A 15,962-nucleotide genomic window follows, 5' to 3' on the forward strand; every position below is an offset into this window, starting at 1 on the left:
CGGTTGGTTTATGTTTGGATTAAAACAGTTTTTCAAAAAACTACTGAAAGATGATCCCAAAAAAGTTAAACATAAGGTCGCAGTTGAAGACCTTCGGAATGCTTTTACAAACAGGTATTTGAATTTTAAGACCCTTCTAAGCACAAATAACAAGGTGTTGGAACTCATAACCGACATGGAACAGACATTTTCGGGAAGCCGCACTTTCGGAATGTCCTTTATTCGGGCGAACTGTACAGCAATTTCAGTCAATATATATAAGATCATCAGTTGCTTAAATGAAATAGCAAATGATAAATATAAAGAACTTCCAAGGGTACTTGAAGATATTCTTCTAAAAATTGACAGGGAGTTACAACAAAAAAAGTTAGAGACCGGGGGCGAATTAATCCTTTTGCTTGAGGGCATCGATAAAACAATGGCCGACCATGTTGGAGCCAAGATGGCAAATCTGGGCGAGGTTAAAAATGCTCTTGGTCTTCCTGTTCCCGAAGGTTTTGTCATTACGGCTGCGGCCCATGAGTGTTTCATGGAATATGGTGATCTGCAAGATGAGATTAACCGTCGGATTCAATTTCTTGAACCAACAAATATAGCCAGGCTTCATGAAACCAGTTCTGATATCCAGAATCTTATTATTACTGCACCCTGCCCCCCGGAAATTGAAGATGCCATTCTGAACGCCTACACTGACTTAATGGAAAAAGCAGGTCATGGCTTTCATGTTTCCATGCGCAGCAGTGCTCTCGGGGAGGATACCAGGGATGCCTCTTTTGCCGGGCAGTATCGGTCTGTACTCAACGTGAGCAGAGAAAATCTGATACTTTCCTACAAGGAGGTCCTTGCCGGCAAATATTCCGTTCCGGCTGTTTCCTATCGTTTAAACAAGGGATTTCGTGATGAAGATATTATTATGTGTGTCGGCTGCATGACTATGGTCGATGCCGAAGCCGGTGGCGTTATGTATTCGGCAGATCCCGGGAATATACGTCATGAGTGTATTATAATTAATGCTGCATGGGGGCTTGGCAAGTCGGTGGTAGATGGAAGTATGGCCCATGACCTGTTTGTTCTTTCCAAAAAAGATCCGAAAATTATTTTGAAAAGCGAAATCAGCGACAAAAAGCAGCAGCTTGTTTCCGGCGCTTTGGAAGGAATATGCCTTGCGAATATAACCGAAGAACAGGCCAATAAACCGGCAATTACCGATGAACAAGCTGCTTTGTTAGGCGAATTGGCCCTCCGTCTGGAAAAACATTTTGGCGCTCCACAGGATATTGAATGGGCTTTTGAACCGGATGGTTCTGTCTCGATTTTACAAAGCCGGCCGCTGATGGTACTTGACAAAGAACCGACAGGGATTAAGGATATTCCAGAACCAAAGGTTGACCTACCGGTGATTCTGACCGGCGGTGTAGCAGCCAGCCCTGGGGCTGCCAGCGGCCCGGCCTTTGTGGTTGAAACAGCTGTAGATATGCTACAGTTTCCCCCAGGGGCCGTGCTTGTAGCCAGAAATCCCCTTCCTAAATGGGCGGCACTCTTAAATAGCGCTGTTGCAGTCATCACAGACACAGGAGGTGTCACAGGTCATATGGCGGCCGTGGCTCGCGAATTCAAGGTTCCCGCCCTTTTTGGAACTTCAACCGCCACGGAGTATATCCGTAATGGAGATCTCGTTACGGTCGATGCGACCGGCTGCGCAGTCTATGCAGGCAGGGCGGAGTCTCTCCTTGAAAAGGAGGCTGAAAAGACAAGTTTGATGAAGGGAAGTCCTGTTCATAACTCCCTGGGGAATGTCTTAAAATATATTGCGCCACTCAACCTTACCGATCCGGATGCATCGGATTTTACACCTGAAGGATGCCGGACTATACACGACATTATCCGCTTTGCTCACGAGATGTCCTTGTGTGAGCTTTTTGAGTTCAAAAAGGATGCTTCTTTCCCTGAGCATTTAGCCAGGAGGTTGGTTATTGATGTTCCTATGCAGTGGTGGGTTGTTGATCTGGGTGGTGGTTGTAGAGAAGGAACCGGGGGGGGGGGTACGATCGGGCTTGAAGATATAACCTCCGGTCCCATGCTGACATTGTGGAAGGGAATAACGGCTATTCCATGGAAAGGCCCACCGCCGATAGATACAAAAGGATTTTTTTCCGTCATGTATGGAGCGACGATGGACAGGAGTCTTGTTCCCGGCATACGTTCACGTTACGCTGACCGTAATTACTTTATAATATCCGGAAATTTTTGCCATCTCAGTTCGCGATTCGGTTTTCATTTTTCGACTGTGGAGGCTTTTTTCGGTGACAAGGTGGCGGAAAATTACATCTGTTTTAATTTTAACGGCGGCGGCGCCGATAACGTCCGCAGACAGCGAAGGGCCAACCTTATTAAGCTGATTCTGGAAAAATTCGATTTTTGGGTTCAGATCAAGGGCGACACAGTCTTTGCCCGGCTGGAGCGACAGGAAATACCTTTTTTGAAAGAAAGATTGAAGGTTCTCGGTCATCTTGTCATGCATACCAGGCAGTTGGATATGGTACTGTCTAACAGCGGAAGGGTGAACAAGTACGTGGAAAAAATACTAAAAGAAGTTTCTTCATTTGTGGATGTTTCCCAATAATGCAATAAAACGTTGTACTTAGCTCTCGATAGTTTTTAGAGGCATAATTTAAATTATCAATTCTATGAGCCAAAGTGCCTAAGATTAAGGAATTCTGCCATTTTATATAGGTTCTTTAATGCTATTAATGTACAAACGATACAAACTCTCTCTATCTTTGGATTATCAATCAGCACGCCGAAGGCGTACCACAACCTTAGGCACTTTAATATACTTTAGCTCACTTTAGGCACTTATAAGAGAATTACGCATGAATAAGGAAAAAGAATTACACCGATATTATACCGGCTTGCGCTCAAAGTTCATGGGTATCATTTTTTTCATAGCTTTTATTCCGTTAATACTTTTAGGCGGGACTACTTACCATTACTATAGCATCACGGTCAAGGAAAAGATCGGAAACGAATTAAAGCTTATAACGAAAAACAGAAAAGACACCATTGAGCTTTTTCTAAATGACAGGGCTAACAGCTTAAGTGTTCTGGCTTATACCCACCACTTTGACTACCTGGAAAAAAAAGAAAATCTGCACAATGTTTTTCAGTTATCAAAAATGGTTTCCAGTGCCTTTCAGGATATGGGTATAATTAACAGTGATGGTAAACAGGTTGCTTATATCGGGCCATATCAATTAACGGGTAAACAATACAGTTCGGCAGAGTGGTTTCAGGAAGTCATGAAAAAAGATGTCTATATCAGTAATGTCTTTCTTGGTTTTAGAAACATTCCCCATTTCATCATTGCCGTAAAAAGGATAGAAGATGGAAAGCCTTGGATATTACGGGTGACCATAGACATAAACATGATAAATGGTTTTATGAGCACAGCCCTTTTGGGTAAAGGCGGCGGTGACGCATATATTCTGAGCCGGGAAGGTATCTATCAGATAATCGGCGGCGGCGACGACCTGATACTGACTAAATCCGATTTCAAAATGCCTTCCGTGTTTCGAGGTATAAAAGAAACGGAAAAGCGCCAGAAAGGCAAGTCTGTTCTTTGTGCCAGTACCTGGTTAAAGAACAACGATTGGCTGATGGTAATCGAACAGGATTTAAAACATGAGCTGGGCCCTATGGCTCATGTTAAAAATACCGTTCTTCTCATCTTTATCATCAGCTCCTTCATTATAATTATCAGCACCGTTTTTATTACCAAGCGGGTATTTGCAAGATTGGAAAAAATCGACATGGAAAAATTGCAACTTAGCGAACAGCTTGTTCGCTCTGACAGATTAGCGGCCATTGGTAAATTAGCGAGCGGCATCGCTCATGAGATCAACAATCCCCTGGCCGTTATTGCTGAAAAGGCCGGCTGGATGGGAGACTTGCTGATCGAAGAGGATATAAAGAATAGCCCCAATTACAGTGAGCTATTCAAGTCTACTCAGGATATCAAAAAGCATGTTCAGCGGGGGAAGAAAGTTATCAGTCGTCTCATGGGATTTGCCCGCAAGGAAGATGTGGCGCATGAAAATGTAGATATAAATTCTGTCCTGGATGAAACACATGATTTCTTGAACAAAAAGGCAATGTTTCAGAATATAGCCCTAATGAAAGAATTCCAGCCTGACTTGCCAAGCATAGTCACTGACGGAGCCCAATTACAACAGGTCTTCATCAACATCGTGAACAATGCTATAGATGCAATTAATAAAGATGGCGTGATACGTCTCATTACAAAGGGGCAGGACGGAGGCGTTCTCGTCTCTATCGCTGATACGGGGCATGGTATGACGGAAAAAATTCAAAAAAAGATATTTGATCCGTTTTTTACGACTAAGCCGGTCGGTAAGGGCACTGGTCTGGGACTTTCCACCAGTTACAGTATAGTTGAAAAATTAGGCGGCCGGCTTACGGTCGAAAGCAAAGTCGGCGCGGGAACAACATTTCATATTACATTGCCTCCAACTTGTATTCAGGACACGAAAGTCTAAGTTCAGAGGAATTAGTCGAGTAGTCGAGTGGGGAAATGGTATCAATGATAATAGTAAAAACGTGAAGCGATTAACCTTGAACGGTGAACCTCTGAACCTTGAACCGTAACAATAATATAAAGGAGATAGAAAAATGCAAGAAATTCGGATGCTGCTAGTCGATGACGAGGATGACTTTAGAACAACTCTTGCTAAGAGACTGAAATTAAGAAAGGTCAACATCACTGATGTGGCAAGCGGCAACGAAGCCATAGAGCTGGTAAAACAGAATTCTTTTGACGTGGCTGTTATAGACGTCAAGATGCCCGGAATTGATGGCATTGAAACATTGAAGCAAATCAAACAGATCCAGCCGGCCATAGAGATCGTTATGCTTACAGGTCATGCATCGATCGGGTCTGGAATGGAAGCCATGAAATTAGGCGCCTACGATTATGTAATGAAACCCTGTGATATCGACGAACTGCTTATCAAAACAGGAGAGGCTTACCAGCACAAGCTGCTCAAGGAAAAAGAAAAATAACGCCGGATCGTATTTTCAATATCAATGAATGCTTTGCTGAAAGGCATATCGGCTCACATGACAGCATACACGAAACAATTAGATATAACTCTTTTTAATGATGCCATGGTTGACTGGTATATTAAAGAGTTTTTAAATAAATATTATGTGGAGGAATAGGGGAGAGATAACTGTAAAAACATATTAATGAAGTGGGTCTGGTTAGTAAAACATTCAATTGAGTTGCAATAGATTAATTTTTCTAACAACTTTGATAGGTAAAACAAAAAATGAAGGAAATGAGTGTTGCTATTGTGGGTGAGGGCCGAAAGGACAACCCACCGGTAAACAAAAAATTTTTAGAGTCCATTATCAATGGGATCAGAGATCAGATTATGGTTGTTGATAAGGATTACAGAATAGAAGAAGTAAATGAGACGCTTTTAAACAGGGTTGGAAAGAAAAAAAAGGAGATTATAGGCAGGCATTGTTTTCAGGTTCTTCATGATGAGGATAAACCTTGTAATATTCCGAATCATACCTGTCCCGCGCAGGAAGCGCTCAATACAGGCGAACCATGCGAAGTGCTTCATACCCATTATGAGGGTCGTAAAGTTTCATATTTCAGAGTGATAGCCTATCCAATGCTGGATGAAAATGGAGTTGTTACAAGAGTGATTGAAATGGCCAGAGATATTACCAGGTGGAAAAAGAGCGGAGACCATCTCTATCATGTACAAAAATTGATATTTTTAGGCAAACTGGCATCCGGCCTTGCCCATGAACTCAATAATCCAGTAGGAGTAATACTGGGCTTTGCAGATCTTCTGTTAGAAAGGATGGAACCCGGGAGCAAGGATTTCGATATGCTCAAAACCATAGAAAGACAAGGGCTAAATTGTAAAAGAATTGTCGAAAATCTTTTAAGTTTTGCGAGACATCCTGACTCTACCGAATATTCTACTAACGTAACTGCAAGTATTGAAAAAGTGTTTTCATTGGTTGAAGATATATTGCTTACTGAAAATATTTCCATAGTTAAGAACTATGCAAAAGATCTTCCTAATGTAAGGGGGAATTCTATACATCTGCAGCAGGTATTTATCAATTTGATTACAAATGCTGTTTCATCCATGCAGGGAGGAGGCTGTTTGACCATTTGTACCAGACTCAACGACTCTGGTAATGGCGTAGAAATAGTTTTCAAAGATTCTGGATACGGTATTAAAAAAGAATACAGAGACAAGATATTTGATCCCTTTTTCACCACAAGAGATGTCGGCGACGGGACTGGATTGGGACTTTCGGCCAGTTACGGTATAGTGTCCAAGTATGACGGGGACATAACCTTTGAGACTATGACCGAAGAAGAAGACAAAGATAAAAAAGGCACAACTTTTACTGTTGTTTTACCGGTTGTTTCATTTGATGACTGATGATTTTTTTCATATCAAGGGTATTTTCTTGAGGATAAAGTGTTTAAAATAAAAGGATATTATAAAGAAAAATACTTTAATATAAGAAGGGCCATAGTCGTTGTAGGTGCTCTCATCATTGTGCTTCTTATGGTAGCCGTATATCTCGGCATAACCAGTTCCAGGCAGATGAAAGAGATTATCTGTGAGGATTTTAATCAGCAGCAGTTGGTATTAGCCAGGTATGCTGCAAGCAGAATGGAACATAGTCTTGATTATATTCAGCGTGAGCTTTCACTTTTAAACCTTTCTCCTTCAATTCAATATCTTGAGAAGGTTTCCTGGGCAAAGCGGATGAATATAACATTATCCGGTGTTAAGGAAGAAGGGGTGTTTGAAATAAAGCTAATAGACCGGAGCGGAAAGACAGCGTATATTGTTGATAATAGAGGGGCGTCACTTGTTATCCAGGGTGATTTTTCAAATGCGGATTATTTTAAATGGGCCATCAGGAAGGAAAGTAAAGATAGAATTTATTGCTGTGAAATCATGGGAGCGAGTCCGCAGTATCCTGATAAACTTGTCATGCTTTTGGCTACACCTACTTATGAGGAATCAGTTGACGAGGCGCATCCTGTACCCACGGGGCGTCTGTCCGGGGTGCTTATATTTGCTGTTGACATAACATATTTGGTCAAACAAGCTACTCAAGAAATAATAATGGGTAAAACCGGATATGCATGGGTTGTAGATAAAAGAGGTGTCTTCCTCTATCATCCCCAAAGAGCCTTTATCGGAGAGGATGCCTTTAAAATCCGTGAGATGAAAAAGCCCAAAATATCTTTTGCCAAAATTAATATGATTCAAAAAGAAAGAATGCTTAAAGGTAAGGAAGGCACAGGCCAGTATATCTCAGGATGGCACCGGGGTATAGAAATCGAGATGGAAAAGTTAATTGCATATACACCTGTTTATTATCGCGGTGAATGGTCATGGTCTGTGGCTGTAGTATCACCCATGAGCGAGGTAGAGGGTGTTATTCATTCTGTATATATACGCCAGTTTTATATTCAGGGCACTATAATATTGGTCATTATTCTGGGTTGCATGTATGTGATCGGCTTTGAGAGGCGTTGGGCCAATGCCCTGGAAGAAGAGGTAAGGGAGAAAACAAAAAATCTGGCGGAGTTTTTAGAAGAGCTGAAAAAATCGGAGGAAAAATACAAAACCCTTGTTGAAAGCGCGCAGGACCTGATATTTACAGTTGATAAAAACGGGAAGTTCCTTTCAGTGAATAGATGCGCGGCAAATTTTTTTAAGGACAGCCAGGATAATTTGACAGGAAAAAACATGTACGATCTTTTTGACGAAGAAAGTGCAAAATTACAGATGGGTTTTGTTGAACAGGTATTTAAAAGCGGAAATAATATTAATGTAAAATATCCTGTTAAATCCGGCAACCGCGATTATTGGTTTACCAGCAACTTCGTTCCCCTTAAGGATGAATCCGGAAAAGTTTATGCCTCTTTGGGGATTTCAAGGGATATTACAGAACGTAGGAAACTGGAGGAAGAACAGATATATAATACAGAAAAATTGGCCTCACTTGGAAAACTGACTGCCGGCGTTGTCCATGAACTCAATCAGCCGATAGCGGTGATTTTAGGTTTTACAGATATTCTTTTAGAAAAAATAGAATCCAGCACCAAAAATCATGAGATTCTCGAAACAATAGAAAGGCAGGCTCAAAACTGCAAAAAAATTATCGAGAGCATTTTAGGCTTTGCCAGATATCCGGATAAAACCGAATATTCATCAAATGTAAACGAAAACCTTGAAAGAGTGCTTTCTGTGGTTGAGAATGTTTTGGTTACAGAAAAGATAATTTTAAAAAAGAATATTACCACAGACTTGCCCAAAGTTAGAGGAGATTCAGGCCATCTGCAGCAGGTTTTCATGAATTTAATCGCCAATGCTGTTGCTGCTATGCAAGGTGGAGGGACTTTGACTATTTCTACCGGATTGAATTCTTCGGGCAGTAAGGTAGAAGTTGTTTTTATAGATACAGGCCACGGTATTAAAAGAGAATACAGAGACAAAATACTAGATGCCTTTTTTACAACAAAAAAGAGAGGGGAAGGTACAGGACTGGGGCTTTCGGTCAGTTGTGGTATTGTGTCTAAGTATGGGGGAACCATAGATTTTGAGACAGTGGCTGAAGAAGAGGATAGGGAGAGGATGGGTACAACTTTTATAGTAACCTTGCCAGTTGTTCCCTCAGGGAAATAGTAGGACCTAAACTCAATCTAATTCAAGCATTTTTTTAAAAAGGAGGTATGATGGCCGCGAGAATTTTAATTGTAGATGATGAGCTGGACATGCTTGCTCTTCTCGCCATGATTATTTCAGAAAAGACAGAACACAAGGTAACTACCACCAATAATCCTTTGGAGGTAGTTCAATTTGTGAAAGAAAGAGAATATGATATAATTATAAGTGATCTAAAAATGCCAGGCATGGATGGCATAGAACTTATCGCTGAGATAAGAAAGATAGATCAATACATCCCGATACTGGTTATTACGGCTTATGGTTCTATTGAGTCAGCAGAAGAGGCAATAAACAAAGGAGCCTATGATTATATTACAAAACCCTTTCGCAAAGAACAGATATTGATTGCAATTGATAGAGCGCTGGAATGGAAGAAGATGAGGAAGGAAATTAGCGAGCTAAAGGAAGAAAAGAAGCAATAGTAAATTTTATTTAATTGCAGGGCCGACTAAATATGACCCTGCAATTAAATGTATATGATGTTAATGGCTTAATGTTCCAGCCTCAGGCCCCATCCTTCAAACATGAAAAGAACGGTAAAACCATACCACAGCGTGCAAACTACATAAAAGACTAGAAAAAATACAACAATCCCTATTTAAATTTGATAATAATTATTAAAAAATATGCTCATTGCTCAATTATAATTTTATGTCCATGTCTGATAATAATCTTTTATATTCCTTTTTTCTGCTGGAGGGACTTTTTCAGAGCTATATTTTCCTGTGTGAGCTTTTGCCATTCCATGGCCTTATCAATTGTCATAAGTATCCGTTCTTTACGGAACGGCTTGGATATATAGTCAAAAGCGCCTTTTCTGGTTGCTTCTATTGCAGCTTCAATGGTTGCATATGCTGTCATGATTACCACAACAGCGGAGGGTTGAATGTTTTTTACCATATCAAGGATAGCTATCCCATCCATCTTTGGCGTTTTCAAATCAGTTATTATAATATCAAATTACTGTTTTCTCAGCAGTTCTACTACCTTCAAAGGATCGTATTCTTTTTAAGAGGACAAGCATGTCTTTTTCATCATCAACTATTAAAATTTTTCCTTCCATAATCAGTCCTGTTTAATTCTGAGTGTAATGGTAAAAGTGGTTCCTTTTGAGTTATTATCTGAGCTGGCTGTATTGCTTTCACAGGAAATAGTTCCCTCGTACTTAGTTACAATGCCGTGACTTACAGATAGACCTAACCCCGTGCCTTCCCCTTCACTCTTTGTTGTAAAAAATGGATCAAAAATTTTATCCATGTATTCAAGCAAGATACCATGTCCATTATCGCGGACAATTACAAATACCTTTTCATTATCAGCATCAAGAACCGAACTTATCCACAAGATACCTCCATTTTTCATTGCAGCCGTTGCATTATTAACCAGGTTCAGTATTACCTGCTGCATTTGTCGTAAATCACCTTTAACTTCAGGAAGATCCGGCGCGAGGCTTAATCGAAGCTCAATGTCGTTCATGTCCAATGAGTGTTTAACCACATCCATGATATTTCTGATAGATTCATTGATATCACAGTGTTCGTAAAGGCCCTCTCCATGACGAGCAAATCTCAGCAGGTTTTCCACTACTGCCTTGCAATGAAGGCCGTGGTGTTCAATTGTTTTCAGGTCTTGATAACCCTGGCTGTTTTTTTCGCATTTTTCCAGGAGAAGATCGGTAAAACCCAGGATAATACCGAGAGGATTATTAATCTCGTGTGCAACCCCCGCGGCTAAGGTACCCATTGAGGCTAGTTTTTCGGTATTAACTAGCTGGTTTTCTAATTTTTTACTTTCAGTTATATCTTTGGCAATGCAAAGAACAGATCGCACATTCCCTTTTTCATCTTTATGAGGCATAAAATTGGCATTAAGCAAAACCTGATGTTTTCCTGTTGTTACCATAAAGTCATCACGGACGGTTTTACCGACCTGAAAAACATGCTTAATAATGCCAAGCTGTTTTTCGGCAACTTCTTTTGAAAAAAGGTTTGACAGAGGCTGACCAATAAATTGGGAAGGAGTCCCACCGAAAAAAGCAGCTGTAAAGGTATTTAATGATCGGAAATGGCCTGAGTCATCAACTGTAAAGATAAAATCTTCAGCACTCTCTACCAGGCTCCTGTACCTTTCATCGCATCGTTTGAGTTCTTTGGATTGTTCTGCAATCTGATTTTGAAGGATGCGGGAGTGCCATTGATCATAAAATAAAGCTCCGGCCATTCCTATCAGTAGAGCAACAATACCTGTGCCTTGAATCCAGAACAGGCTGTTAGCTCCGACACAGGTTTTTTGAATGCTCATCATAAGCGTTAAAATAAAACACAAAAAGGCTATAAACCAGGAAATAATTAAGGCGGTTTTGTTTAGTTTGAGTTTGTTTTCTAAATCCATTTGTAACTACTCATCATGGCATCTTATCATATCCACGAACAAGGACCTCCCTTGGCTTGACGCCGTCTGAAGGCCCGACGATTCCTTCCTTTTCCATCATTTCAATAATGCGGGCCGCTCTGTTATATCCTATGCGCAAATGACGCTGAATCATAGATATCGATGCCTGCTTTGTCTTTGTAATGAGGGCTACGGCATCATCATATCTTTCGTCGTATTCCTGATTATCTGATACTGCCTTTTCTTTGACAACCATTTCTATTATTGACTGATCATATTCAGGTTTTTTCTGGTTTTTCAAAAATTCCGTAATTTTTACAATCTCTCCCTCTGATATAAACGCCCCGTGGATACGCTGAATGCCGGCTGCTCCAGGAGGCACAAAAAGCATATCACCGTTTCCCAGTAAATTTTCAGCCCCGTTTGCATCAATTATAGTTCTTGAATCAGTCTTGGATGAAACCTGAAAAGAAAGACGGGTAGGAAAATTCGCCTTGATTATGCCGGTCAGTACATCCACCGAAGGCCTCTGAGTGGCAAGCAATAAATGAATCCCAGCTGCCCTGGCCATTTGTGCAAGTCGTGTCAATGCCACTTCAACATCCCGTGAAGCCACCATCATAAGATCTGCAAGCTCATCAATTATGATAATGATATACGGCATTTTTTTCAGGGAATCCCCTTCTGCTTTCCCACTTTCCTTTTCTACCTTCCTGTTATACTGATTTATGTTTCTTGCTTTTTTTTCGGAAAGCATTTCATATCGTTTTTCCATTTCATGCACAGCCCAGAATAGCGCATTAGTCGCTTTTTTGACATCTGTTACCACAGGAATAATAAGGTGCGGAATGCCATCATAACTTGAAAGTTCTATCCTTTTTGGATCAATCATGATGAATTTTACATCTTCAGGATTTGCCTTGTACAATATGCTGCAAATCATGGCATTTAAGCCCACGCTCTTGCCTGTTCCGGTTGCGCCCGCAATTAACAGATGCGGCATGCTGTGCAGATCTGACACAACAGGCTCGCCGATAATATCCTTCCCAAGGCAGATGGTCAGGTAAGACTTGGATTTTTCAAAAACAGAGGAGATAATAATGTCCTTAAATCCAACTATCTCTCTTGTGCTATTTGGAATCTCAATTCCGATTGCCGCCTTTCCGGGAATAGGGGCCACGATTCTGATGCTTGTCGCTCGAAGAGCAAGGGCCAGATCGTCTGTTAAGCTGACTATTTTATTGATCTTCACACCAGGCGCGGGCTCATATTCAAAGGTTGTAACAACAGGGCCTGGTAATATGGCAACAACTTTTCCTTTAACGCTAAAATCTTCAAGCTTTTTTTCAAGGAGTTTTGACTGCATTTGTAAATTTTCATCATCGGCGGAAATCGGGGGAGATTGAAGGTCGTCGAGCAAATTGACGGAAGGCAACTGAAACCCTGTTTCACTATGCATGAATTCAAATACTTCCTGTTTTGGCGCCGGGGTATTTTTAATATGCCTTGCTTCAGGTGTTTTGATTTGTATTTTTTTTTCTTTTTTTATTTTTGAAAGCTTTTTAGCCTTTAATTTTCGTTCTTTCCATATGATAATTAATGTTTTTATGCGGTTTGAAACAACAATGGCCACCCTCCAGCAGAGCCTTATAAAGTTAATTATGGAAAAACCGGTGGCGAGAATAAAACCGATTGTCCACACAAAGGTTAGTATAATAACAGCGCCTGTGGAATTGGCATATTTTACAAGAAATGATTTTAGCGGAATGCCGATTATGCCGCCTGATGAAAATTTACTTCCAAAAATGAGGTAATGGTTTTGCTGAAATGCCAGAAGACTCCCTGTTGTTATAACAAGCAGAATGCCGCCGACTATCGTTAAAACAACCGCTCTGCAGGGATGCTTGCAAAAGAAATGAATGCTCGCAAAAAGCAATAAAATCGGAAGCCAGAATGCTCCCAGCCCAAACAGACCTATAAAAACGCTTGCCAAATGGGATCCAAACACCCCAAAAAGGTTGTGAGTAGAGCCTAAAGCCTTTGCATTGTGAATCGAAGGGTCTGCCGGGCTGTAGGATAAAAGACTGCCCAGCATAAAAATAACCAGAAAAAACAGCAGGATTCCTATGATTTCTTTACGCATAAGTTTCTTTGTAACCGTTCACGGTTTTTTCTAATGAACCATGCAACGATTGAAGCATTTTGGATATGGATTTCAACTCTTGAATTAATTCTTTCGCATCTAAATCAGAAAATATATTAACCTCATTCTCCCCTGCCTTCTGTTTTTTTCAACCGTGAACCGATAACTGTAAACTGCAAACGGTTGCTTTTTTTATTATATTTCAATAATAAAGGGGAATATAATCGGATGTCTTTTTATTGTAAAATAGAAATACTCCTTTAGATCCCTTTGAATCCTCGATCGTATCTTATCGATCCGATCCGGCCCTTCAGGCTCCATTTCTTCTATGATTTCCAGGATAACACACTTGGCATCTTCCAGAAGATGCCCTGTTTCAGTTTCAAACACAAAACCACGGGAAACAATTTCAGGCCCGTATACCACAATCCCTGTTTCTTCGTCGAAGGCCATGGTTACAGCAACAATACCATCTTCTGACAGAATGCGTCTTTCCTTAAGTACGCTCCAGCCCACATCTCCGATGCCTTTACCGTCAATTAGCACGCGGCCTGTTAAAACTTTTTCTTGAACTCTTCCCCCATTTTCATCAAACTCAATTACCTGACCGTTTTCAGCAAAAAGGATCCTGTCCTTTGAAATACCAACCTGCTCAGCCAGCCGTGCATGAAGGATTAAATGCCTGAATTCCCCGTGAATCGGAACAAAATATTTCGGCTTAGTCAAATTGATCATCTGCTTTAATCCTTCTTGAAAAGCATGGCCTGACACGTGGATATCAGATATTTTCTCATAAATAACATCAGCCCCTCGTCTGTAAAGGCTGTTAATAATCTTAGCAATTGCTTTTTCGTTTCCTGGAATGAATTTTGATGAAAGAACAACCGTATCATTTCTCTTGATCGTTATCCGCATATGTCTGCCGTCGGCCATTCTGGAAAGGGCGGACATGGGTTCTCCCTGGCTTCCGGTGGTGATTATTACTATTTCATCATCAGGAAAGTCGTTAATCTGCTTAACATCGATTTCCGTTCCTTTAGGAACGCTAATATAACCAAAATCTTTTGCAATCCTTACATTTGTTTTAATGCTTCTTCCGTCAAAGATGACCTTTCTGCCTTTTGCCTTTGCAATATCGATCATCTGCTGTATCCTGGTAATGCTGGAGGCAAAAAGGGCGACAATTAATCGTCCGCTGCTCTGTTCAGTAATATTTGAAAGTGTCTCGCCCACCTTCTGGTCTGAGATAGGATGTCCCTCCCTTTCAACATTTGTTGAATCCGACATCAGCAGCAGAACACCCTCCTCGCCGCACTGGGCAAACCTGTTTACGTCGGTCATTAAGCCATCAATCGGGGTCTGAGAAATTTTAAAATCACCTGTATGGACAACAAGACCAAAAGGGGTTTTAATGGCAAGACCCACCCCACCCACAATGCTGTGACAGACACGGATAAACTCAATCTCAAAAACACCTAATCTAAGCTTTTCGCAAGGAGAAACTTCATGCAATGATGCGGCTGACAGGATGCCATGTCCTTTAAGTTTTTGTTTTACGATACCCAGAGTAAAGGGGGTCCCAAAAACAGGCACATTTATTTCCTTGAGCAGATAAGGCAAAGCACCGATATGATCTTCGTGCGCATGAGTTAAAACAATCCCTGAAAGCTTGTGCTTATGCTTTCTGATATAATCAAAATCAGGAATTACAATGTCAATGCCAAGCATATAGTCTTCAGGAAACATTAACCCCGCATCAACCACAAAAAGGCTATCACCATACTCAAAGGCCATCATATTCAGGCCGATTTCTCCCAGACCGCCCAGCGGTATTATCTTTAACATTACGACAAATCTCTTTTCCTGTTATAAAATGATTCACAGACGACATATCTGACTTTTTTCAGAAGATCATCCTTTGTCTTCATGGCATACTCTGCTGATTCAATCGGCTTCTTTAACTCCAGCACCACCTTTCCTGGTCTTACAAAAACCCTGTTTTTAAGCATAAGCGGCCATAAGCCATGAATAATAACCGGAACAATCGGCACGCGGGAATCAACAGCTAAAACAAAACCACCCTTTTTGAAGTGGCTGATATTTCCGTCAGAGCTGCGAGTGCCCTCTGGAAAAATTAAAACCGAAACTCCGTTTCGAATAATCCTTGCCGCATTTCTTAAGCTTTTAAATGCAGACTTGCGATTGGATCGGTCTATGCTTATCTGGCCTGCCTTTCCCATGGCATAGCCGAAAACAGGTATTTTGAAAAGTTCCGCCTTTGCAAGCCATCTAAACTGAACAGGAAGATGTGCCTGAAGAATTGGAATATCAAAGTTCCCCTGGTGGTTGGCCATGTATATGTAAGACTTGGAAGGATCTATGTTGGAAAGACCGATAACCTTAACCTTGATAAAGCTTGCAGCAAGTATAAATCGCGCCCATATTGCCGCAACCTTATTCGACATATCACTATTTTTTGTTATAAAAGAAACAATAATTGCCGAAATACTGAAAAAAATTGTTACAAGCACAACCCATATAGCAATTAACGGGGTTCGTATCATAGTGATATCAGTTGATCATGTTTTGATCTCAAGCTTCTCGAATATAGCATCAATAGTTTG

General features: G+C 40.9%; 11 protein-coding genes. 6 read left to right on the plus strand and 5 right to left on the minus strand.

Features of this window, described 5'->3' with window-relative positions; all coding sequences use genetic code 11:
- The first annotated feature begins 10 nt into the window (after positions 1–10).
- From VMW78_03035 to VMW78_03060, 6 genes are all read left to right on the plus strand, one after another.
- Positions 11–2,623 (plus strand): PEP/pyruvate-binding domain-containing protein, encoded by a 2,613-nt coding sequence (locus VMW78_03035; GenBank protein HUV49984.1) that lies wholly within the window; start codon positions 11–13, stop codon positions 2,621–2,623.
- A 250-nt stretch (positions 2,624–2,873) separates the two neighbouring features.
- Positions 2,874–4,556: an ATP-binding protein gene (locus VMW78_03040; GenBank protein HUV49985.1), complete on the plus strand. Its 1,683-nt coding sequence runs from the start codon at positions 2,874–2,876 to the stop codon at positions 4,554–4,556.
- Between the two features lie 133 nt (positions 4,557–4,689).
- On the plus strand, positions 4,690–5,079 hold the full coding sequence (locus VMW78_03045) for a response regulator (GenBank protein ID HUV49986.1): 390 nt from the start codon (positions 4,690–4,692) through the stop codon (positions 5,077–5,079).
- A 269-nt stretch (positions 5,080–5,348) separates the two neighbouring features.
- Positions 5,349–6,494: an ATP-binding protein gene (locus tag VMW78_03050; protein HUV49987.1), complete on the plus strand. Its 1,146-nt coding sequence runs from the start codon at positions 5,349–5,351 to the stop codon at positions 6,492–6,494.
- 39 nt (positions 6,495–6,533) lie between these two features.
- Complete coding sequence (locus tag VMW78_03055) at positions 6,534–8,762, plus strand: ATP-binding protein (GenBank protein HUV49988.1); 2,229 nt, start codon at positions 6,534–6,536, stop codon at positions 8,760–8,762.
- 50 nt (positions 8,763–8,812) lie between these two features.
- Complete coding sequence (locus VMW78_03060) at positions 8,813–9,226, plus strand: response regulator (GenBank protein ID HUV49989.1); 414 nt, start codon at positions 8,813–8,815, stop codon at positions 9,224–9,226.
- Positions 9,227–9,479: 253 nt separating this feature from the next.
- Here the strand turns inward: VMW78_03060 and VMW78_03065 are convergent, their stop codons facing one another.
- From VMW78_03065 to VMW78_03085, 5 genes are all read right to left on the minus strand, one after another.
- Positions 9,480–9,728, minus strand: coding sequence for a response regulator (locus VMW78_03065; protein ID HUV49990.1), 249 nt, complete (start codon positions 9,726–9,728; stop codon positions 9,480–9,482).
- A gap of 141 nt (positions 9,729–9,869) precedes the next feature.
- Positions 9,870–11,195 carry an ATP-binding protein gene (locus tag VMW78_03070; GenBank protein ID HUV49991.1) on the minus strand — a complete coding sequence of 442 codons (1,326 nt, stop codon included), beginning with the start codon at positions 11,193–11,195 and terminating at the stop codon, positions 9,870–9,872.
- A 13-nt stretch (positions 11,196–11,208) separates the two neighbouring features.
- A complete protein-coding gene (locus VMW78_03075; protein HUV49992.1) occupies positions 11,209–13,338 on the minus strand; it encodes a DNA translocase FtsK 4TM domain-containing protein in 2,130 nt (709 codons plus the stop codon).
- Positions 13,339–13,533: 195 nt separating this feature from the next.
- Positions 13,534–15,183 (minus strand): ribonuclease J, encoded by a 1,650-nt coding sequence (locus VMW78_03080; protein HUV49993.1) that lies wholly within the window; start codon positions 15,181–15,183, stop codon positions 13,534–13,536.
- Positions 15,183–15,902: a lysophospholipid acyltransferase family protein gene (locus VMW78_03085; GenBank protein ID HUV49994.1), complete on the minus strand. Its 720-nt coding sequence runs from the start codon at positions 15,900–15,902 to the stop codon at positions 15,183–15,185. Before VMW78_03085 ends, VMW78_03080 begins: the two co-directional genes overlap by 1 nt.
- Between the last annotated feature and the right edge of the window lie 60 nt (positions 15,903–15,962).

Source organism: Anaerolineae bacterium (genome assembly GCA_035529315.1).
Lineage (GTDB): Bacteria > Desulfobacterota > Desulfobacteria > Desulfobacterales > ETH-SRB1 > Desulfaltia.